This is a genomic window from Photorhabdus akhurstii, from assembly GCF_019090985.1.
Lineage (GTDB): Bacteria > Pseudomonadota > Gammaproteobacteria > Enterobacterales > Enterobacteriaceae > Photorhabdus > Photorhabdus akhurstii.
In genome coordinates this window covers 3,671,899-3,696,614 of the sequence record NZ_CP020335.1, presented here as the reverse complement: position 1 = coordinate 3,696,614, position 24,716 = coordinate 3,671,899, and the positions used below count along the sequence as shown (strand labels likewise).

2 protein-coding genes are annotated in these 24,716 nt (G+C 50.8%); both read left to right on the top strand.

Annotated elements, in window-relative coordinates; all coding sequences use genetic code 11:
* The first annotated feature begins 203 nt into the window (after positions 1–203).
* Positions 204–22,979 carry a non-ribosomal peptide synthase/polyketide synthase gene (locus B0X70_RS15875; protein ID WP_217469784.1) on the top strand — a complete coding sequence of 7,592 codons (22,776 nt, stop codon included), beginning with the start codon at positions 204–206 and terminating at the stop codon, positions 22,977–22,979.
* Between the two features lie 369 nt (positions 22,980–23,348).
* The gene (locus tag B0X70_RS15870) at positions 23,349–24,380 is read left to right on the top strand and encodes an IS630 family transposase (protein ID WP_217469783.1); all 1,032 of its coding nucleotides are present in this window, start codon (positions 23,349–23,351) and stop codon (positions 24,378–24,380) included.
* The last annotated feature ends 336 nt before the right edge of the window (positions 24,381–24,716 follow it).

Below are 24,716 nucleotides of genomic sequence, written 5' to 3'. Positions count from 1 at the left end.
GTTGTCAGGAAAATTAGCATTGAAGAATTGTTAATTAATAGTAATTAGCCGGGCTATGACATCCAATATATGAGAATTTTGAATTGATGTCAGGCATGCCGGTTTTTATTTCTTGGGAGCAAGAAATAAAAGAAAAACTCTTGCGATAACTGTCATTCAAGACAGTTTCCAAATTCCGAACAGGTTCGTTGAGGTAGTAGTAAATGAAAGATAGCGTTGTTAAACAAGAAAAAATTGTTAAAGCTGAATTCCTCTCTCAGACATTAGAAAACATAACCAGTGCGAATGATATTTCACAACAGACTCAGAACGTGAAGAATATCCCCAAGGCATTGACACCGAGTGAATTATTCTGGTGCGAACGTCTTACTATGTTTGAGCCCCTTCAATTACCTTTTGAAAGCGCCGGGAACCAGACAGAACCCAGATGGGTAATGAGTCCTTGGCAGCCACCACTACTCAAAAACAGTGAAGGGGACGCATGGCGGACCTTATTACAAGCATTTGTCATTTATCTTGCGCGTTTGACTCAGCAGACTGAATTCCAAATTGGTTGGTGTGTGAATGAGACAAAAGATAAACCGGATATGTTGACGGATTTGTCACCGGTGGCGCCGATGGTTGTTGAGGTGGCGTTTGATAAGCCTTGGTGCGCAGTAGCTGACTGGGTTGATAACGAACTTGCCCGGTTGGCGCAGCACCATACATTTAGTTGTGATCTCCTTTCTCACTCTCCCGCACTACGAACTATTCCTGAGTTAACAACAAGTCGACCGTGGCGGATCGCTGTCTCTGTGATACAGGATGACAGCCAGTATGATCAGAAGGTGCGCGGTGAATTGCTGACTCTCCAGATAAATGCTCAGGGCGGTTTTCGCTGGATCTATGATGTAAATCGTCTGAGCGCCGAAATTGTTCAGCGAATGAGCGAACATTTACAGGTGTTGATATCGTCGAAAGTGAAGGGGGATGAAACTCCTATCAGGCAGCTTAATTTGTTGCCTGAGGCTGAACGTACGTTGTTACTGGAAACCTGGAACTCGACGGAAACCGCGTATCCTGACACGTTATGTATTCATCAGTTGTTTGAACAACAGGTAGAGAAAACTCCTGACGCGATAGCGTTAGTGCATGAAGAGCAAACCCTTAGCTATGCTGAGTTAAATGCCCGCGCCAACCGACTGGCTCATCAGTTGATTGCATTGGGTGTCGTACCGGACCAACGGGTGGCGATTTGTGTGTCACGTTCACCGGCAATGGTGGTGGCATTGTTGGCGGTGCTGAAAGCGGGTGGAGCTTATGTGCCGCTGGACCCGGTTTATACGGGTGAGCGTCTGGCACATATTCTGACTGATGCTACTCCGGCTATTTTACTGGCGGATGACACCGGATGTGATGTACTGGGAGAGGCGGTGTTGGCAGGCTTGACGGTACTTGATCCGAATATCCTGCCTGATAGACCGGACAGTAACCCACAAGTACCGGGATTGACCGCACAGCATTTGGCCTATGTGATTTACACCTCCGGCTCAACCGGCACGCCGAAAGGGGTGATGGTGGAACATCGTAATATCCAGCGTTTATTTGACGCGACTGAATCCTGGTATCACTTTAACCGGCAAGATGTTTGGTGCCTGTTCCATTCCATTGCGTTTGACTTCTCGGTGTGGGAATTATGGGGAGCTTTACGCTACGGCGCTAAACTGGTTTTGGTACCGCACGCGATTGCCCGTTCACCTCAAGAACTGCATCAATTCGTGTGTCAGCACGGTATCACGGTGTTGAATCAGACTCCTAGTGCTTTCAAAGCTTTTATTGCTAGTTATGTCGCCAATCCATTACCGGACTGCTTGCGTTATATCATCTTTGGCGGGGAAGCCCTCGATCCCAGTATTCTGAAGCCGTGGTATGCCCTGCGTGAAGAGAAATCACCTCAGTTGGTGAATATGTACGGCATCACGGAGACCACAGTTCACGTCACTTACCGGGAATTGGATCACCATGATGTCGCGCGGGTAGTAAGTCCTGTTGGCACCCGTATTCCCGATTTAACACTCTATTTGTTAGATAAATATGGTCAGCCGGTGCCGTTGGGGGCGGAGGGGGAGTTATATGTTGGTGGTGCTGGTGTGGCCCGTGGTTACCTTAATCGCCCTGAATTGACCGCTGAACGTTTCCTTATCAATCCGTTTAGTGATAAACCCGATACACGCATGTACCGCACTGGGGATTTGGCTCGTTATCTGCCGGATGGCGATTTGGAATTTATTGGTCGCAATGACCAGCAAGTGAAAATTCGTGGCTTCCGTATTGAACCAGGGGAAATTGAAGCCCGATTGATGGAATATCCTGCGGTAAGTGAATCTGTAGTACTGGCGATGGGAGACGGGCAGGACAAGCGTTTGGTTGCTTATGTGGTAGCGCGGGCTGATGATGAGTTGGTCAATAGTTTGCGTGAACATTTGCGTGTTCGGTTGCCTGACTACATGGTACCGTCGGCTTTTGTACGTCTGGATGCTTTTCCGTTGACCCCGAACGGTAAGTTGGATCGCAGGGCATTACCGGTGCCGGGAGTGGAAGCTTTTGCTCGTCAGGTTTATGAGGCGCCACAAGGTGAGATGGAAATTACGCTGGCTGCTATCTGGCGTGAGTTGCTGGGGATCGAGCAAATAAGTCGCCATGACAGTTTCTTTGCGTTAGGTGGTCATTCACTGCTTGGTGTGCAGATGATTGAACGTTTGTGTAGTTTGGGATTAACACTGGCCGCGCGTGACCTATTCCAATTCCCTGTACTATCAGAATTGACCCAAACATTAGGACAGCATCAGGCCGTGGTGGTGCCGTCGAACGTTATTACTCCGGCGGCGACGGAACTCACACCGGCGATGTTGCCGTTGATTGATCTGACTCAGACTGACATTGACCATATTGTTGAACAAGTACCGGGCGGGATCGCCAATATTCAGGATATCTATGCTCTGTCGCCGTTGCAGGACGGCATTTTGTTTCATCATCTGCTGGCAAAGGAAGGCGACCCCTATCAGTTGGCTTATCCGATGATTTTTGCTGACCGGGAATTGCTGGACCGCTATCTGGCCGCGGTACAACAAGTCATTGATCGCCATGATATCCTGCGGACCGCGTTTATCTGGCAGGGATTATCCGCACCGGTTCAGGTGGTTTGGCGTCAAGCGCCTTTATCAGTTACTGAACTGACATTGAACCCGGCTGATGGCCCAGCCGGTGAGCAATTGGCTCAACGTTTTGACCCGCGTCGGTATCGCTTTGAACTGAGTCAGGCCCCGTTGTTGCGGTTTGCGGTGGCGCAGGAAACCGATGGTCGCTGGCATGTACTGCAATTACAGCATCATTTGATTGGTGACCATACCACGATGGAAGTGATGAAGCGGGAAATTCAAGCGTATCTTGCCGGACAGGGGGATGACCTACCTGTTCCCGCACCTTTCCGCAATCTGGTGGCTCAGGCTCGGTTGGGAGTGAGTCAGCAAGAGCATATTCATTTCTTTACTGACATGCTGGCTGAGGTAGATGAACCGACGTTACCTTTCGGGTTGACGGAGGTACATCGTGATGGTTCGTTGGTGATGGAGTCGCACCGGATGCTGACGCCTGAACTGAATGACCGTTTGCGTCGTCAGGCGAGACGTTTGGAGGTGAGTCTGGCGGCGTTGTGTCATCTGGCTTGGGCGCAGGTGTTGTCGCGTGCTAGTGGTCAAAAGAAAGTGGTGTTTGGTACCGTACTATTTGGACGGATGCAAGCGGGGGAAGGTGTTGACAGTGGAATGGGGCTATTTATCAATACCTTGCCATTGCTGCTAGATATCGATGATACCCCTGTATGGGACAGTGTACGGACAGCACATAGCCGGTTGGCCGGGTTATTGGATCATGAACACGCTTCATTGGCACTGGCTCAACGGTGTAGTGGTGTACAAAATGGCGTTCCACTTTTTAGTTCTCTACTCAACTACCGGCATAACACATTACCCGTGGTTTCGGGTGAAATCATCAGTGGCATCGAATTCCTTGGGGAACAGGAGAGGACTAACTATCCGTTAGCGCTATCGATAGAGGATTTTGGTGACGCACTGGGGCTGACCGCTCAGGTAGTTCAATCGTTTAGTCCAGAAAGAATATGTGGTTATATGCAACAGGCGTTGGAAAGTTTGGTGGAAGCCCTTGAGCAGGCTCCGGAGACACAGGTACGGACCCTGAACATCTTGCCGGAAACGGAGCGCACACTGTTACTGGAAACCTGGAATGCCACGGAATCCACCTATCCTGATACGTTATGTATTCATCAGTTATTTGAACAACAGGCGGAGAAAAACCCGGATGCCACCGCATTGGTGTATGAAAATCAAACTCTTAGTTATGCGGAGCTGAATGCTTGTGCTAACCGACTGGCTCATCAACTGATTGCACTAGGGGTAGAGCCGGATCAGCGAGTGGCGATTTGCGTGTCTCGTTCACCGGCGATGGTGGTGGGATTGTTGGCGGTACTAAAAGCCGGTGGAGCCTATGTTCCGCTGGACCCGGCTTATCCGGGCGAGCGCCTGGCGCATATTCTGACGGATGCCGCCCCGACTATTTTGCTGGCGGATGATACTGGGCGTATAGCGTTGGGTGAGAAAGCACTGGCAGAACGAACTGTGCTCGATCCAAATACCCTGTTTGATCGGCTGGACAGTAACCCACAGATACCGACATTAACTTCACAGCATTTGGCGTATGTGATTTACACCTCCGGTTCGACCGGTACGCCGAAAGGGGTGATGATCGAGCATCGTGGTGTGGTTAATCTGGCTTTGGCACAGGTGACTCGGCTTGATGTTCGGGTAACCAGCCGGATGTTGCAGTTTGCCTCATTTGGCTTTGATGCCAGTGTCTGGGAAATCATGATAACGCTGAGCAGTGGAGCCGGTTTGATTATCCCTACTGACTCGGTTCGTCAGGACCCTCATCGTCTCTGGCGTTACTTGGAAGAACAAGCGGTGACGCACGCTTGCCTGACACCGGCCCTGCTTCGTGATGGTACGGATTTGCCGACGATAACAACCATGCCGACATTGGTACTGGCGGGTGAAGCACTCAGTGCGGCGTTGTTCCAGACTCTGCGTGGTCGGGTAAACTTGTTCAATGCGTATGGACCGACAGAGATGACGGTTTGTGCCACAACTTGGCATTGTCCGTCAGACTATACGGATACAGAGGTGCCTATCGGGCGCCCAACGGCCAACACGCGGGTTTATCTGCTGGATGCTTGTGGGCAGCCAGTACCATTGGGAGGTGTGGGTGAGCTGTATATTGGCGGAGTAGGTATTGCCCGCGGCTATCTGAACCGACCTGAACTGACTGCTGAGCGTTTCCTTACCGATCCATTTAGTGATGCGTTGGATGCGCGGATGTACCGTACCGGAGACTTGGCTCGTTACTTGCCAGACGGCAATCTGGCGTTCTTGGGCCGTAATGATCAGCAGATTAAAATCCGGGGTTTCCGGATCGAGCCGGGGGAAATTGAGACGCGTCTGGCAGAGCATCCGGCGGTGCGTGAGGTTACTGTGTTGGCGCTGGGGGAAGGGCAAGATAAACGGCTGGTGGCTTATGTGGTGGCGGAAGCGGCTGACGGGCTGGTGAACAGCCTGCGTACTCATCTGAGTGGAATGTTGCCTGACTATATGGTACCGGCGGCTTTTGTGCGTCTCGATGCGTTCCCACTGACCCCGAACGGTAAGCTAGATCGTCGTGCGCTACCGGCACCGGACAATAAAGCTTTTGCCCGTCAAGTTTACGCCGCGCCCCAGGGAGAAATGGAAATAGCACTGGCGGCCATTTGGCGTGAATTACTGGGGATTGAACAGGTCAGCCGGTATGACAGCTTTTTTGCCTTGGGTGGTCATTCACTGATGGCGATACGAATGGTTGAACGCCTGCGTCATCTTGGGTTGACGTTAGCGGTGCGTGATCTATTCCAGTCACCGGTGCTGTCTGAACTGGCGCAAACCCTGGGGCAGCATCAGGCTGTCGTGGCGCCAACGAATATGATTACACCAGAGGCAACGCAAATCACGCCGGCGATGTTGCCGCTGATTAATCTGACCCAGCCTGAAATTGATCTGATTGTCGAACAGGTACCGGGTGGTCTCGCTAATATTCAGGATATCTACGCCTTGTCGCCGTTGCAGGATGGTATTTTGTTTCATCACCTGTTGGCAAATGAAGGTGACCCGTATCTGTTGATAGGTCAGATGGCTTTTGCTGACCGGGCTCTGTTGGATCGTTATCTGACAGCGGTGCAACAGGTGGTTGATCGGCACGATATCTTACGGACGGCTTTTATCTGGCAGGGATTATCCGTACCCGCTCAGGTGGTTTTGCGTCAAGCCGCCTTATCCGTGACGGAACTGACATTAAACCCGGCTGACGGTCCGGTCAGTCAGCAGTTAACCCGGCGTTTTGATCCGCGTCAACATCGTCTCGATCTGAGTGAAGCGCCGTTATTGCGTTTTGTGGCGGCACAGGAAACCGATGGTCGTTGGTTCCTGCTGCAACTGCTGCATCACCTGATTGGCGACCATACCACGCTAGATGTGATGAACCATGAAGTACGGGCATACCTTGCCGACCAAGGAAACCGCCTGCCAGCGCCAGTCCCTTTCCGTAATCTGGTGGCTCAGGTCCGGTTGGGTATCAGTCAGGAAGCACATACTCGTTTCTTTACTGATATGTTAGCGGAGGTAGATGAACCGACCTTACCGTTTGGCTTGGCGGAAGTGCATCGTGATGGCTCACAGGTGACGGAATCGCACCGGATGCTGACGGCAGCCTTGAATGACCGTCTGCGTAATCAGGCAAGACATTTGGGGGTCAGCCTGGCGGCGTTGTGTCATTTGGCTTGGGCGCAGGTGTTATCACGTACCAGTGGTCAGGAAAAAGTGGTGTTCGGCACCGTGCTGTTTGGGCGGATGCAAGCGGGAGAGGGGGCAGACAATGGCATGGGACTGTTTATTAATACCTTGCCGTTACGGTTGGATATCAATGATACGCCAGTACGTGACAGTGTACAGGCAGCGCACACCCGACTCGCCGGACTACTAGCACATGAACATGCCTCACTGGCGCTGGCTCAGCGTTGTAGTGATGTGAAGGGTGAGATCCCCCTTTTTAATAGCTTGTTGAACTATCGGCATAATACCTTACCGGCAATGTTGGATGACAGCATCAGCGGTATTGAATTTCTGGGTGGACAGGAGCGGACTAACTATCCGTTTATGCTGTCGGTGGAGGATTTTGGTGACGCACTGGGGCTGACTGCTCAGGTGGTACAACCGTTTGATCCGGAAAGGTTATGCGGTTATATGCAACAGGCGTTGGAGAGTCTGGCGGAGGCCCTTGAGCAAGCACCGGACATGCCTGTTCGGGCGTTGGAAATCCTGCCAAAAGTGGAGCGCACGCTGTTACTGGAAACTTGGAACGCCACGGAAACAGTCTATCCTGAGGTGTTATGTATTCATCAGTTGTTTGAACAACAGGTGGAGGCAAACCCGGATGCGACAGCATTGATGTATGAAAACCAGACTTTCAGCTATGCGGAATTAAATGCCCGCGCTAACCGACTGGCCCACCAATTGATTGCTCTGGGTGTTGTACCGGACCAACAGGTGGCGATTTGCGTGTCTCGTTCACCGGCAATGGTGGTGGCGTTGTTAGCGGTGTTGAAAGCGGGTGGAGCCTATGTACCGTTGGACCCAGCCTATACGGGGGAACGTCTGGCGCATATCCTGCGTGATGCTGCTCCGACTGTTGTACTGGCGGATAATGTCGGACGTACGACATTGGGTGAGAAGGCATTGGCAGAACGAGTTGTGCTTGACCCGAATGCCCTACCTAGCCAGCCGGATAGCAACCCGCAGATTCCTGGGTTGACCTCCCGTCATTTAGCGTATGTGATTTACACCTCCGGCTCTACGGGTGTACCTAAAGGGGTGATGATTGAGCACCGCAATACAGTTAACTTCCTGCACTGGGCACAACAGGCTTTTGTGGTCGAAGAAAGCCGAGAAACGCTTTTTTCAACGTCGATAAATTTCGATCTGTCCGTTTTTGAATGTTTTATGCCGTTATCTCGTGGTACGGCAATTCATTTGGTCGATAATGCCTTGTCATTGATACGGCATGTTTTGCCGATAACATTGTTCAACTCAGTACCGTCTGCGATGAAGCCTTTATTGCAGGCTCAGGCGCTGATAGCGTCGGTTCATACCGTCAATCTGGCAGGTGAACTGCTTAAAAGCGCCTTAATTGAACAGATCTTCGAAGAAACTCAAGTACAGCGGTTATGTAATCTCTACGGGCCTTCCGAAACGACAACGTACTCTACTTGGTTGCCAATATGGCGGGGTGACAGGGTTGTTGAAAGTATTGGGCGTCCGATAGCCAACACCTGCCTTTACTTGCTCGATAGGCATGGTCAACCTGTGCCATTGGGCGTGGTAGGTGAAATTTATATCGGGGGCGCGGGAGTGGCGCGCGGCTACCTCAATCGCCCTGACTTGACGGCTGAACGTTTCCTTATCGATCCGTTTAGTGATGTACCGGATGCCCGCATGTACCGCACTGGCGATTTGGCCCGCTATCTGCCGGATGGCAACCTGGAATTTCTGGGGCGTAATGACCAGCAGGTTAAAATCCGCGGTTTCCGTATTGAACTGGGTGAAATTGAGGCTCGGTTGGTGGAACATCCCGCAGTGAGTGAATCTGTGGTGTTGGTACAAAATGAAGGGCAGGATAAGCGGCTGGTTGCCTATGTGGTGGCAGAAGCTCATGACGGGCTGGTAAATAGCCTACGTACTCACCTGAAAGCCACTTTACCTGACTATATGGTGCCAACGGCTTTTGTGCGTCTGGATGTCTTTCCGTTAACCCCGAACGGTAAATTGGATCGTCTGGCGCTGCCGACACCGAACAACGAGGCTTTTGCCCGTCAGGTTTATGTAGCGCCGCAAGGAGAAATGGAAACTACATTGGCGGCTATCTGGCGAGAGATACTGGGGATTGAACAGATCGGCCGATACGATAGCTTCTTTGCACTGGGTGGTCATTCTCTACTGGTGGTACGAATGATTGAAAGCTTGCGTAAATTGGGATTGACGCTGGCGGTGCGTGACTTATTCCAGTCTCCGGTACTGTCTGAACTGGCGCAAACACTGGGGCGGCATCAGGTCGTAGTGGTACCACCGAATGTCATTACGCCAGCGGCAACGAAAATCACGCCGACAATGTTGCCACTGATCAATCTGACCCAGCCTGAAATTGATCTTATCGTCGGGCAGGTGCCACGCGGTATCGCCAATATTCAGGATATCTATGCGTTGTCGCCGTTGCAGGATGGTATTTTGTTTCATCACTTGTTAACGAAGAAAGGTGATCCGTATCTGTTGATGGGTCAGATGGCCTTTGCTGATCGGTCTCTGTTGGATCGTTATTTGGAGGCTGTTCAACAGGTGGTTGATCGGCACGATATCTTACGTACCGCCTTTATCTGGCAAGGATTGTCAGTCCCGGTACAGGTGGTTTTACGCCAGGCCACCTTGTCGGTGACTGAACTGACATTAAACCCGGCTGACGGTCCGGTCAGTGACCAGTTAACCCGGCGCTTTGATCCACGTCAGCATCGTCTCGACTTGGGGGAAGCGCCGTTATTGCGCTTCGTGGTGGCGCAGGAAACCGATGGTCGTTGGCTCCTGTTGCAACTACTGCATCACCTGATTGGCGACCATACCACGCTGGACATAATGAATCGTGAAGTGCGGGTCTATCTTGCCGGACAAGGGAATCGCCTGCCGGCGCCAGTCCCTTTCCGTAATCTGGTGGCTCAGGTCCAGTTGGGTATCAGCCAGGAAGAACACGCTCGTTTCTTTACGGGCATGTTAGCGGAGGTAGATGAACCGACTTTACCGTTTGGTTTGACGGAGGTGCGTCGTGATGGCTCGCAGGTGACGGAATCGCACCGGATGCTAACGGTTGCCTTGAATGACCGTCTGCGCAGTCAGGCCCGGTGTTTGGGTGTTAGTGTGGCGGCGTTGTGCCATTTGGCTTGGGCGCAGGTGTTAGCGCGTACCAGCGGTCGGGAAAAAGTGGTATTCGGCACCGTGCTGTTTGGGCGGATGCAGGCAGGTGAAGGGGCAGACAATGGTATGGGGCTGTTTATTAATACCTTGCCGTTGCGGCTGGATATCAATGATACGTCGGTACGGGATAGCGTAAGAGCAGCCCATAGCCGGTTGGCGGGATTGTTGGTGCATGAGCACGCGTCACTGGCGCTGGCCCAGCGTTGCAGTGGTGTGCAAGGGGAGATCCCTCTCTTTAGTAGCTTGTTGAATTATCGACATAATGCATTGTCAACAACGTCAGATGAACTGATAAACGGTGTTGAATTTATTGGTGGACAGGAGCGGACTAACTATCCGTTTGTGTTGTCGGTAGAGGATTTTGGTGATGCATTGGGGCTGACTGCTCAGGTGGTACAACCTTTTGATCCGGAAAGCCTATGCGGTTATATGCAACAGGCGCTGGAAAGTTTGGTGGAAGCGCTGGAGCAAGTTCCAGACATGCCTGTTCGGGCATTGGAAATCCTGCCGGATGCGGAACGTACGATGTTGTTAACAACCTGGAACGCGACGGAAACCGTGTATCCTGAGGCGTTATGTATCCATCAGTTGTTTGAACAACAGGTGGAGAAAACCCCGGAAGCGACGGCATTGATAGCGGCAGACAAAATCCTGAGTTATACGGAACTGAATACCCGCGCTAATCGGTTGGCTCGTCAGCTCATCGAACACGGGGTGTGTCCCGGTGATCATGTTGCGCTCCTGTTAGAGCGTTCGATGGAACTGGTGGTGGCCCAATTGGCGATTCTCAAAGCCGGCGCTGTTTATGTGCCGGTTGATCCCAGTGTGCCGGATGAGCGGAAAAACTGGCTGATAAGTGATTGTTCCGCTAGGTTGCTAATCACCGATATACAGACTGATATTCCGGCTAATCTGGCTGTGCCGCTACTTCGTCTTTCGGATGAATCAGGCACTGACAGAGAGCAGGAGTGTCTCAACCTTGAATTACCGCATTCCAGCGCCGAGTTAGCGTATATCATGTACACCTCCGGTTCTACCGGTACACCTAAAGGAGTCTTGGTGCCGCATCGTGCGGTGGTCCGACTGGTCATCAATAATGGTTATGCCGACATCGGACCGGATGATCGGGTTGCCTTTACAGCTAATCCCGCTTTCGACGCCAGCACGTTTGAAGTTTGGGCTCCGTTGCTCAACGGTGGTGCTTTGGTGGTGATTGACCGCGCCACGTTATTAACACCTCAGGAGTTAGTACGAGTTTTACAAGCTGATCGCATTACGGTTCTGTGGTTGACTATCGGATTGTTTAACCGGTTGGCAATAGAGTTATCTCCGGTTCTGCCGCAGATTAAGATCCTGATTTTCGGGGGAGATATACCCGATTTACATGTGATTGCTCAGGTTCTGGATAATCGTCCGCCACAACAATTATTACAAGCTTATGGCCCGAGTGAGGGAACCACCTTTACCACGATATATCCTATTGAGGCGTTAGCGCAGGGAGCGACCCGGATCCCTATTGGCCGGCCGATAGCCAACACGCGAGTTTATTTGTTGGATGCGTATGGTCAGCCGGTACCATTGGGGGCGACCGGAGAGATTTATGTCGGGGGAGATGGCGTAGCCTTGGGTTATTTCAATCGCCCTGAATTAACCGCCGAACGTTTCCTTATTGATCCGTTTAGTGATAATCCAGATGCGCGCATGTATCGCACCGGGGATTTAGCCCGCTATTTGCAGGATGGCAATCTGGAATTTTTGGGGCGTAACGATCAACAAGTTAAAATTCGCGGTTTCCGCATTGAACCGGGAGAAATTGAAGCCCGGTTGACAGAGTATGCATCGGTGCGTGAAGCGGCTGTGCTGGTCTTAGGTGATGGGCCGGAAAAACGGCTAGTGGCCTATGTGGCGGCGGAAGCTCAGGAGGGGCTGGTGAACAGCCTGCGTGCTCACCTACAAGCTACTTTGCCTGATTATATGGTGCCGACGGCTTTTGTGCGGCTGGATGGCTTTCCGTTAACCCCTAATGGTAAGTTGGATCGTCGTGCGCTACCGGCACCGGATAGTGAAGCCGTTGCCCGTCAGGTTTACGCAGCGCCCCAAGGGGAAACGGAAATGATATTGGCAGCGATTTGGCGTGAATTGCTGGGTATAGAACAGATTAGCCGGCACGATAGCTTCTTTGCACTGGGCGGTCATTCTCTGCTTGCTGTGCGCATGATTGAACGCCTGCGTCACTTGTGGTTGACCCTAGCGGTGCGTGACTTGTTCCAGTCTCCGGTGCTGTCTGAACTGGCGCAAACCTTGGGGCAACATCAGGTTGTAGTGGTGCCGCCGAATGTCATTACGCCAGCGGCGACGAAAATCACCCCGACGATGTTGCCGCTGATTAACCTGACTCAGCCTGAAATTGATCTTATTGTTGGGCAGGTGCCGGGCGGTATCGCCAATATTCAGGATATCTATGCGTTGTCGCCGTTACAGGATGGTATTTTGTTTCATCATCTGTTGGCAAACGAAGGTGACCCGTATCTGTTGATGGGTCAGATGGCCTTTGCTGATCGGTCTCTGTTGGATCGTTATTTGGAGGCTGTTCAACAGGTGGTTGATCGGCACGATATCTTACGTACCGCCTTTATCTGGCAAGGATTGTCAGTTCAGGCACAAGTGGTCTTACGTCAGGCCACCTTATCGGTAACTGAACTGACACTAAACTCGATTGACGGTCCGATCAGCGACCAACTAGCTCAGCGTTTTGATCCCCGTCATTATCGTCTTGACCTGAGCGAAGCCCCGTTGTTGCGCTTTGTAGTGGCACAGGAAACTGATGGTCGTTGGATCCTGTTGCAACTACTGCATCACCTGATTGGCGACCATACCACGCTGGAAGTGATGAATCGTGAAGTACAAACTTATCTGGACGGACAGGAGGACAGTTTGCCTGTACCGGCCCCTTTCCGCAATTTGATAGCGCAGGCCCGGCTGGGTGTCAGTCAAGCGGAACATATCCGCTTCTTTACCGATATGTTAGCGGAGGTGGATGAACCGACCTTGCCATTTGGTTTGACGGAAGTGCATCGTGATGGCTCGCAAGTGACGGAATCGAACCGGATGTTGACGGCCGGGTTAAATGGCCGTTTGCGTAATCAAGCGAGACATTTGGGCGTCAGTCTGGCAGCGCTGTGCCATTTGGCTTGGGCGCAGGTGTTGTCGCGTACCAGCGGTCAGGAGAAAGTGGTGTTCGGCACGGTACTGTTTGGACGGATGCAGGCAGGGGACGGTGCTGACAACGGCATGGGGTTGTTTATCAATACTTTACCGTTGAGGCTGGATATCAATGATACGCCGGTACGGGACAGTGTGCAGGCAGCCCATACCCGACTGGCCGGGTTGTTAGAACATGAACATGCTTCACTGGCGCTGGCTCAGCGTTGTAGTGGCGTACAGGGTGAGATCCCCCTCTTTAGTAGCCTGTTGAATTATCGACATAATGCATTGTCAACAACGTCAGATGAACTGATAAACGGTGTCGAGTTTCTTGGCGGACAGGAGCGGACTAATTATCCGTTTATGTTGTCGGTGGAGGATTTTGGTGACGCATTGGGGCTGACCGCTCAGGCGGTACAACCATTTGATCCGGAAAGCTTATGCGGTTATATGCAGCAGGCACTGGAAAGTTTGGTGGATGCCCTTGAGCAAGCCCCGGACATGCCCGTTCGGGCATTGGAAATCTTGCCGGAAGCGGAACGCACGTTGTTATTGAAAACCTGGAACGCCACGGAAACCGTATACCCTAATCAGTTATGTATTCATCATTTGTTTGAACAACAGGTGGAGAAAACCCCTGACTCGATAGCGTTAGTGTATGAAGAGCAGACCTTCAGTTATACCGAATTAAATACCCGCGCCAACCGGTTGGCTCATCAACTTATTGCGTTGGGCGTCGTACCGGACCAGCGAGTGGCGATTTGCGTGTCTCGTTCACCGGCAATGGTGGTGGCGTTGTTAGCAGTGCTGAAAGCCGGCGGGGCTTATGTACCATTAGATCCGGCCTATCCGGGTGAACGTCTGGCGCATATCCTGCATGATGCCGCACCGTCAGTGGTACTGGCGGATGAGGTAGGATGCGTTGCACTGGGCGAAGAAGCGCTTGCTGGATTGACGGTACTGGACCCCAATATTTTGCCTGATCAAGTGGACAATAATCCTCAGCTACCTGCGCTAACTTCACGGCATCTGGCGTATGTGATTTACACCTCCGGCTCCACTGGGATGCCAAAAGGGGTGATGATTGAGCACCGGAATACGGTTAACTTCCTGCGCTGGGCACAACAGGCTTTTGCGGCCGAAGAAATCCGAGAGACGCTTTTTTCAACATCGATGAACTTCGACTTGTCCATTTTTGAATGTTTTATGCCGTTATTCCGTGGTGCGGCGATTCATTTGGTGGATGATGTCTTGGCATTGATGCAGCGTGCTCTGCCGGTGACCTTGCTCAACTCAGTCCCCTCTGCGATGAAACCATTATTGCAGGTTCAGGCACTGATGGCGTCGGTTCATACCGTTAATCTGGCGGGTGAACCGCTTAAAAGCGCTTTAATTGAACAGATTTTCGAAGAAACGCAAGTACAGCGGTTATGTAATCTCTATGGGCCTTCCGAAACGACAACCTATTCTACTTGGTTGCCGATACAGCGGGGTGACAGGATTATTGAAAGTATCGGCCGTCCGATAGCCAACACCTGCCTTTACTTGCTCGATAGGCATGGTCAACCTGTGCCATTGGGCGTGGTGGGGGAAATTTATATTGGGGGCGCGGGAGTGGCGCGTGGTTACCTCAATCGCCCTGACTTGACGGCTGAACGTTTCCTGAACGATCCCTTTAATGATAAACCCGATGCACGAATGTACCGTACCGGGGATTTAGCCCGCTACTTGCCGGACGGCAACTTGGAATTCTTGGGCCGTAACGACCAGCAGGTTAAAATCCGTGGTTTCCGCATTGAACCGGGTGAAATTGAATCCCGGTTGGTGGAACACCCGGCGGTAAGTGAATCAGTGGTATTGGCACAAGGGGAAGGGCAGGAGAAACGGTTAGTCGCTTATGTGGTAGCGGAAGCCCATGAGGAGCTGGTGAATAGTCTGCGTACCCATTTGAAGGCCACTTTACCTGACTATATGGTGCCATCAGCCTTTGTGCGGTTGGATGCGTTTCCATTAACACCGAATGGCAAGTTGGATCGTCAGGCGCTGCCGGCACCGAACAACGAGGCTTTTGCCCGTCAGATCTATGAGGTGCCGCAAGGAGAAATGGAAACTACATTGGCGGCCATTTGGTGTGAATTACTGGGCATTGAACAGATCAGCCGGCACGATAACTTTTTCACTCTGGGCGGTCATTCTCTTCTGTCAGTACGGATGATTGAAAGCCTGCGTAAATTGGGGCTGACGTTAGCGGTGCGTGACCTATTCCAGTCGCCGGTGTTGGCTGACTTGGCGCAAACATTGGGGCAGCATCAGGTTGTGGTGGTACCGCCGAATATGATTACACCAGTGACGACGGTACTCACGCCGGCGATGTTGCCGCTAATTAACCTGACCCAGCCTGAAATTGATCTTATCGTCGGACAGGTGCCATTCGGTATCGCCAATATTCAGGATATCTATGCGTTGTCGCCGTTGCAGGACGGTATTTTGTTTCATCATTTGTTGGCGAATCAGGGGGACCCGTATCTGCTGGTTGAACAGATGATTTTTACTGATCGGTCTCTGTTAAATCGTTATTTGTCCGCGGTTCAATGGGTAGTTGATCGTCATGACATCTTACGTACGGCTTTTATCTGGCAAGGATTATCTGTACCGGCTCAGATAGTTTGGCGTCAAGCCACTGTCTCCGTGACGGAACTGGCCTTGGATCCGACTGACGGCCCGGTCAGTGAGCAGTTAACCCGGCGCTTTGATCCACGTCATTATCGTCTCGACCTGAACGAAGCACCGTTATTGCGCTTTGTAGTGGCGCAGGAAACCGATGGCCGTTGGACCCTGTTGCAACTGCTGCATCATCTGATTGGCGACCATACCACGTTGGACGTAATGAATCGTGAAGTGCAAGCGTACCTTGCTGGACAAGAGAATCGCCTGTCGGCGCCAGTCCCTTTCCGTAATCTGGTGGCTCAGGTTCGGCTGGGGATGAGTCAGGAAGAACACGCCTGTTTCTTTACTGACATGTTAGCGGAGGTAGATGAGCCGACCTTGCCGTTTGGTTTGACGGAGGTACATCATGATGGCTCGCAAGTGACGGAATCTCACCGGATGCTGACGGCTGCCTTGAATGATCGTCTGCGCAGTCAGGCCCGGTGTTTGGGTGTTAGTGTGGCGGCGTTGTGCCATTTGGCCTGGGCACAGGTGTTGTCGCGTACCAGTGGACAGGAAAAAGTGGTATTTGGCACTGTGCTGTTTGGACGGATGCAGGCAGGTGAAGGGGCAGACAATGGCATGGGGCTGTTTATTAATACCTTGCCGTTGCGGCTGGATATCAATGATACACCGATACAGGATAGCGTAAGAGCAGCGCATGGCCGGTTGGCGGAATTGTTGGTGCATGAGCACGCATCGCTGGCGCTGGCTCAGCGTTGTAGTGGGGTGCAGGGTGATATCCCCCTCTTTAGTAGCTTGCTGAATTATCGACATAATGCATTGTTAACAATGTCAGATGAACTGATAAGCGGTATTGAGTTTATTAGTGGACAGGAGCGAACTAACTATCCGTTCGTGCTGTCGGTGGAGGATTTTGGTGACGCACTGGGGCTGACCGCTCAGGTAGTACAACCGTTTGATCCGGAAAGGCTATGCGGCTATATGCAACAGGCGCTGGAAAGTTTGGTAGAAGCGCTTGAGCAAGCTCCGGGAATGCCCGTTCGGGCCCTGAATATTTTGCCGGAAACGGAATGTTCATTGCTGTTAAGAACTTGGAACGCAACGGAAACCGAATATCCTGACCAATTGTGTATCCATCAGTTGTTTGAACAACAGGTGGAGAAAAACCCGGATGCCACAGCATTGGTGTATGAAAATCAAACTCTCAGCTATGCCGAACTGAATGCCCGCGCCAACCGACTGGCCCATCAGCTGATTGCGCTAGGTGTAGAGCCGGACCAGCGGGTGGCGATTTGTGTGTCACGTTCTCCGGCAATGGTAGTGGGATTGTTGGCGGTGTTGAAAGCGGGTGGCGCTTATGTGCCGTTGGACCTAACTTATCCTGACGAGCGTCTGGCGTATATTCTGATGGATGCCGCGCCGACTATTTTACTGGCGGATAATGCTGGACGTACAGCATTGGGTGAGAAGGTACTGGCAAAACAGGTTGTGCTCGACCCAAACACCCTGTTTGACCAACCGGGCGGCAACCCAAAGAGATCAATGCTAACCTCACGGCATCTGGCGTATGTGATTTACACTTCTGGTTCGACTGGTGTGCCGAAAGGGGTAATGGTTGAACATCGAGGGCTGGTCAATCTTATCCGGGATAAAATCACCCAATTCGCTATTCACTCTGGTAGCCGGATGTTGCAGTTTGCTTCATTTGGCTTTGATGCCAGTGTCTGGGAAATCATGATGGCGCTGTGCGGTGGCGCTACTTTGGCTATTTCTGTTGATATCGTTCGTCAGGACCCGCGCCGCCTCTGGTGTTATCTGGAGGAACAGGCGATAACACACGCCTGTTTAACACCGGCCCTGCTTCGGGATGGTGCTGATTTACCGATGATAACGATAAAACCGACCTTGATTCTGGGAGGTGAAGCCCCCAGTGTGGCGCTGCTCCGGGCATTGTGTGGTCGGGCAACGCTATTCAACGCGTATGGGCCGACAGAGATAACGGTTTGTGCCACAACCTGGCATTGTCCGTCAGACTATATGGATACAGAGGTGCTTATCGGGCGTCCAACGGCCAATACGTGGGTTTATCTGTTGGATGCTGATGGTCAGCCGGTTCCGTTAGGATGTGTGGGAGAGCTGTATATTGGCGGCGCAGGTGTTGCCCGTGGCTATCTGAATCGCCCTGAATTAACTATTGAGCGTTTCTTGGCGGATTCGTTTAGTGATATGCCGGATGCTCGGATGTATCGCACCGGCGATTTAGCTCGTTACCTGCCGGATGGCAATTTACTGTTTGTCGGTCGTAATGATCAGCAAATTAAGATCCGCGGCTTCCGGATTGAGCCGGGGGAAATCGAAGCTCGGCTGATAGAACATCCGATGGTGCGAGAAGCCACAGTGTTAGCGCTAGGTGATGGTCATGACAAGCGTCTAGTTGCCTATATGGTAGCACCAGAGGATGACGGGCTGGCGAACAACCTGCGTACTCACCTGCAAACTATTTTGCCAGACTATATGGTGCCGGCGGCCTTTGTGCGTCTCGATGCGTTCCCACTAACCCCGAACGGTAAGTTAGATCGTCGTGCGCTACCGGCACCGGACAGTAAAGCGTTTGCCCGTCAGGTTTACGCCGCTCCCCAGGGAGAAACGGAAATGGCGCTGGCCGCGATTTGGTGTGAATTGCTGGGGGTTGAACAGATAAGCCGGTATGACAGCTTTTTTGCCTTGGGAGGGCATTCGTTGCTTGCTGTACGTATGATTGAACGCCTACGTCACTTAGGGTTGACATTGGCGGTGCGTGATCTATTCCAGTCGCCGGTGCTGTCTGACTTGGCGCAAACCCTGGGGCAGCATCGGGTTGTCGTGGTGCCGCCGAATGTGATTACGCCAGCGACGACGGCACTCACACCGGTGATGTTGCCATTGATTAATTTGAACCAGCCTGAAATTGATCTTATCGTCGGGCAGATACCGGGCGGTATTGCCAATATTCAGGATATCTACGCGTTGTCGCCGTTGCAGGATGGCATTTTGTTTCATCACCTGTTGGCAAATGAAGGTGACCCGTATCTATTGATAGGTCAGATGGCTTTTGCTAACCGGTCTCTATTAGATCGTTATCTAGTGGCTGTTCAGCAGGTGGTTGATCGGCACGATATCTTACGGACGGCTTTTATCTGGCAGGGATTATCCGTACCCGCTCAGGTGGTTTTGCGTCAAGCCGCCTTATCCGTGACGGAACTGACATTAAACCCGGCTGACGGTCCGGTCAGCCAGCAGTTAACCCGGCGTTTTGATCCGCGTCAACATCGTCTCGATCTGAGTGAAGCGCCGTTATTGCGTTTTGTGGTGGCACAGGAAACCGATGGTCGTTGGTTCCTGCTGCAACTGCTGCATCACCTGATTGGCGACCATACCACGCTGGAGGTGATGGACCGTGAAGTACACGCTTATCTGGAAGGACAAGAGGGCAACCTGCCTGGCCCGACACCTTTCCGCAATTTGATAGCGCAGGCCCGTCTGGGTGTCAGTCAAGCGGAACATATTCGCTTCTTTACCGATATGTTAGCGGAGGTGGATGAACCGACCTTGCCGTTTGGTTTAACGGAAGTGCATCGTGATGGCTCGCAAGTGACGGAATCGCACCGGATGCTGACGGCAGCCTTGAATGACCGTCTGCGTAGTCAGGCTCGACGTTTGGGGGTCAGTCTGGCGGCGCTGTGCCACTTGGCTTGGGCGCAGGTGTTGTCGCGTACCAGCGGTCAGGAAAAAGTGGTGTTCGGCACCGTGCTGTTTGGACGGATGCAGGCAAGCGAAGGTGCTGACAATAGTATGGGACTGTTTATCAATACCTTGCCGTTACGGTTGGATATGGATGATACCCCGGTACGGGACACTGTACAGGCAGCGCATACCCGACTCGCCGGACTATTAGAGCATGAACATGCCTCACTGGCGTTGGCTCAGCGTTGTAGTGGCGTGCCAGGTGAGAGTCCTCTCTTTAGTAGTTTGTTGAATTATCGACATAATGCATTGTCAGCAACGTCAGATGAACTGATAAATGATCTTGAATTTATTAGCGGACAGGAGCGGACCAACTATCCGTTAGCGCTATCGGTGGAGGATTTTGGAGACGCTCTGGGACTGACTGCTCAGGTGGTACAACCGTTTGATCCGGCAAGGCTATGTGGTTATATGCAACAGGCGTTGGAAAGTCTGGTAGAAGCGCTTGAACAGGCGCCAGAGACACCGGTGAGGGCATTAAATATTCTGCCGGAAGCGGAGCGTACGTTATTGTTAACAACCTGGAACGCTACGGAAACAGTCTATCCTGAGGCGCTATGTATTCATCAGTTGTTTGAACAACAGGTGGAGAAAAATCCGGATGCGATAGCGTTGGTGTATGAAGATCAGACCCTCAGTTATACTGAATTAAATGCCCTCGCTAACCGACTGGCCCATCAATTGATTGCTCTGGGTGTTGTACCGGACCAGCGGGTAGCGATTTGCGTGTCACGTTCTCCGGCAATGGTGGTGGGATTGTTGGCGGTATTAAAAGCCGGAGGAGCTTATGTGCCGCTAGATCCGGCCTATCCGGGTGAACGTCTGGCGCATATCTTGATTGATTCCACTCCTGTAGTCGTGTTGGCTGATGGTATTGGACGGGAGGCACTCAGTGAAACAGGAGTGGCGGAACGGATTGTACTCGACCCGAATATCCAATTTAATCAGCCGGACAGCAACCCACAGGTTACGGCGTTGACGCCACAGCATCTGGCGTATGTGATTTACACCTCCGGCTCAACCGGGCAACCGAAAGGCGTAATGGTAGAACATCAGGCTGTTTATCAACGTAGTTTGGGTTTTAGTGAGACCTATGCAGTGACGGCGCAAGACCGGGTACTACAATTTTCCTCTTTTGCGTTTGATGCTTCAGTAGAAGAATTCTTTTCGTCATTATGTCATGGCGCCACGTTGGTTATCCGGAATGATAGTTGGCTGACTTCGGTGCCGGTATTTATCTCTTTAATCCGGCAACATGGTATTACAGTGATGTCTCTACCGACTCTATTTTTGTCTGAATTGGCGGTTGTAGGCGGTACATCACGGCTTCCTGAGTGCCTCCGGTTAGTCATTATTGGTGGCGAGGCGGTGAAAAAGAGCGTCATTCAGGCGTGGTTTGCTCAAGAAACCTACCATCCCCGGTTGTTAAATACGTATGGCCCAACGGAAAGTACTGTAATTGCAACCAGTCGGGAGATATTATCACCAGAAAATGATCGTTCAATTGGTCGGCCGGTTAAAAATACCTGTATTTACCTGTTGGACAGATACGGCCAACCGGTGCCATTAGGTAGTATTGGCGAGATATATATTGGTGGTGTTGGCGTGGCGCGTGGTTATCTGAACCGACCTGAATTGACGGCTGAACGTTTCCTTATCGATCCATTTAGCGATAAGCCGGGTGCACGGATGTACCGAACCGGGGATTTGGCCCGTTACCTGCCGGATGGCAATTTGGAATTCTTGGGGCGTAACGACCATCAGGTGAAAATCCGCGGTTTCCGCATTGAACCCGGTGAAATTGAGGCTCGGTTGGTGGAGCACCCGGCGGTGAGTGAATCTGTGGTATTGGCGCAAGGGGAAGGGCAGGAGAAACGGTTGATTGCCTATGTTGTGGCACAGGCGGATGAAGGGCTGGCTAATAGCCTACGTACTCACTTGAGCGCTATTTTGCCTGATTATATGGTGCCGTCGGCTTTTGTGCGTCTGGATGCCTTCCCGTTAACCCCTAACGGTAAGTTGGATCGTCGTGCGCTGCCGACACCGGACAATGAAGCGTTTGCTCATCAGGTTTTCGAAGCGCCACAAGGCGAAACGGAAACTGTATTAGCGGCGATTTGGTGTGAATTGCTAGGGGTTGAGCAGATTAGCCGGCATGACAGCTTCTTCGCGTTGGGCGGTCATTCCTTGCTCGCTATGCGAATGGTAAACCTTGCCGCGGGTCGTGGTTTAGTTTGTACATTGAATGCTGTGTTCCAATTCCCGGTGCTGACTGAACTGGCTGCAAAAATCACTTCAGATTTATTATCTCAGCCACAAAGTGAGGCTATATCGGTGCGACCTGACGGAACGGGGCTGCCGTTGTTCTTTGTTCCCAGTGGCATGGGTGACCACTCCTATGTCTTTGGGTTAGCTCAGCATATCCAGTCAGGTTATCCAATTTATGCTTTGCCTTGGCCGTCCATCCATGAGGAGCCGATGTCAACGATGGAGGAGCAAGCTGTCAGAATGATCACCTTGATGAAAACTGTTCAACCGGTAGGCCCGTACCAGATATGCGGTTACTCTTCTGGTGGGATATTGGCTTACGCTATTGCTCAACAGCTTTTGAATGCCGGAGAAACGGTTAATTTCCTGGGCTTGATTGATACGCCTGCGCCTCATTATTTTAGGAAAGAGTCCATACAGCCCAAATATCACTTCTTTACTGATCTGGCCCGGCGGTCAGGGGAGGAATTCCCAGAAGAGATTGCGGCGTTGTATCGGCAAATTGATGAGTTGAATTTGGTGCAGTTTATTGCAGCGGCGCAGGAACTGGCGTTATACCCTGCAAATCTGTGTGCTGATGTGATCGCAAAACGTTGGGAACAGATCGCGCGTTATGCACAAATAGTTGCCAATTATGAGCCGTCGACATTAGCAATAACGTTGCATCAATTCTATGCGGTAGACCCTTCCCCTGCGATTTCTTTTGTGACGGATGAAAAACCAAAGTCCATAAGCATAGAACCGTCGTTGGGCTGGGAACGGATAATGCCTAATACTTCTCTTGAGTTGATTGCGATGCCGGGTAACCATTTTAGTTTATTAGAGGATAATGAGAATAAAACTGTTTTAGCTCAAGCTTTGAATAGGGTGCTGGCAATCAGTTTTGAAAAGGAGGTGGCGTGATACTAATAAGTAAGGAATATTGGATAATTTAACGTTGGTGTGACAATCCGGTATATATTGTTTATACCGGATTGTTTTTGTTTTAAAACAGAATAATAGAATTGATAATTTCCATATGGGTTATTTAATCAAGTTTTTTCTGTCATCGATAGTAATTTAATCTAATCTGGCTTTGTTTTTTACTGATTTTCTTTGCTATATATAAAAATATATTTCATTGTTGTTTTCATGAATGATTAAGAATAATTAATGTAAAATATTGAAAATAGTCATATATTTTCCATTGTTAATATTGACCAATATCATGTCTATACCCGTAATTATTGAAACTGCTTGATTTTCGCCCAAATGAAGCTCATGGTATCAGTCATGAAAATATTCATTACCGATGAACAAAAGGCCGAACTTGAACACCTCCATCACACCTGCCGTGATAAGAGAGAGTGTGATCGCATCAAAGCGGTCCTGCTGGCCTCTGAGGGCTGGAGTTCAGTCATGATCGCTCAGGCCCTGCGTCTTCATGAAACGACCGTTAATCGTCATATCAGCGATTACCTTAATCACCGCAAAATCAAGCCTGAAAATGGCGGCTCTCAGAGCTATCTCAGCGAAACACAGACTCAGGAACTTATCGCTTATCTGACCGCCAATCTTCTGCCCACCACACAGGCGGTTACCCGTCTTGTCGAAGAGAGGTGGGATATCAGTTACACCGTTCCCGGCATGAATAAATGGCTGCACCACAATGGCTTCAGCTATAAAAAACCGACCGGCGTACCACACAAATTCAATGCGGAACAGCAACGGGCCTTTATGGAAGCCTACGGGAAACTGAAGCAGGAAGCCGGAGACCATGAGCCTATCCTGTTCATTGATGGCGTCCATCCCACACAGGGGACAAAACTCGCTTATGGTTGGATGCGCAAAGGCCAGAAAACTACGGTGAAAACAACGGGCAGCCATACCCGTCTGAACCTGATGGGGGCCCTGAATCTGGCCGATATCAGTCAAACGGTGGTGCGCGAATATGACCGTATCGACAGTTATCACATCGCCGAGTTTTTCATTGCCCTGCGTGAAACCTATCCGGTCAGTCAGAAGATTCATATTATCCTTGACGGAGCCGGTTACCACCGGAGTAGGCTGGTAAAAGACTGGGCTTATGTAATGAATATCGACCTTCATTATTTACCGCCATACAGCCCGAATCTGAACCCGATAGAAAGGCTGTGGAAGGTGATGAATGAACAGGTCAGAAATAACCATTATTTCGCCTCGACGGCCTTGTTCAGGCAGGCAATACATCGCTTTTTTACGGAAATATTACCGGAACTTGCCGGGAACCTGTCGTGCCGTATTAATGACAACTTCCAAGTTTTGAATCCTGCATCTTCAAGTTAAGCGGGTATATATATTTCTTTGATATGTTGAAATTAAACTATAAATTAATAAATGTCGCAGGGGTAAAGTAAATTACCGTGTAGAACGATTTACTTGGGGGATATTGTCCTGTAATGAATGATTCATTACATAGCTTATTGTTTTATAGCATTAATGTTTATTGTAAGATAGTGTGTAATAAAGCCATTTCTAGTTTTAAATTGTTTCTTTATGGTATTAAACATAGTCATATTTATATCGGCTTTATAATCTTATTATTATAAAACAATATAATGAATTTAATTTGAATTTGTATTGGTTCGTTTACGGTATTTACATTAACGATATTATTTATTT

What these genes read in the sequence shown, in the direction of transcription:
- B0X70_RS15875 (WP_217469784.1), top strand. Translation starts at nt 204, where the DNA reads ATGAAAGATAGCGTTGTTAAACAAGAAAAAATTGTTAAAGCTGAATTC.
- B0X70_RS15870 (WP_217469783.1), top strand. Translation starts at nt 23,349, where the DNA reads ATGAAAATATTCATTACCGATGAACAAAAGGCCGAACTTGAACACCTC.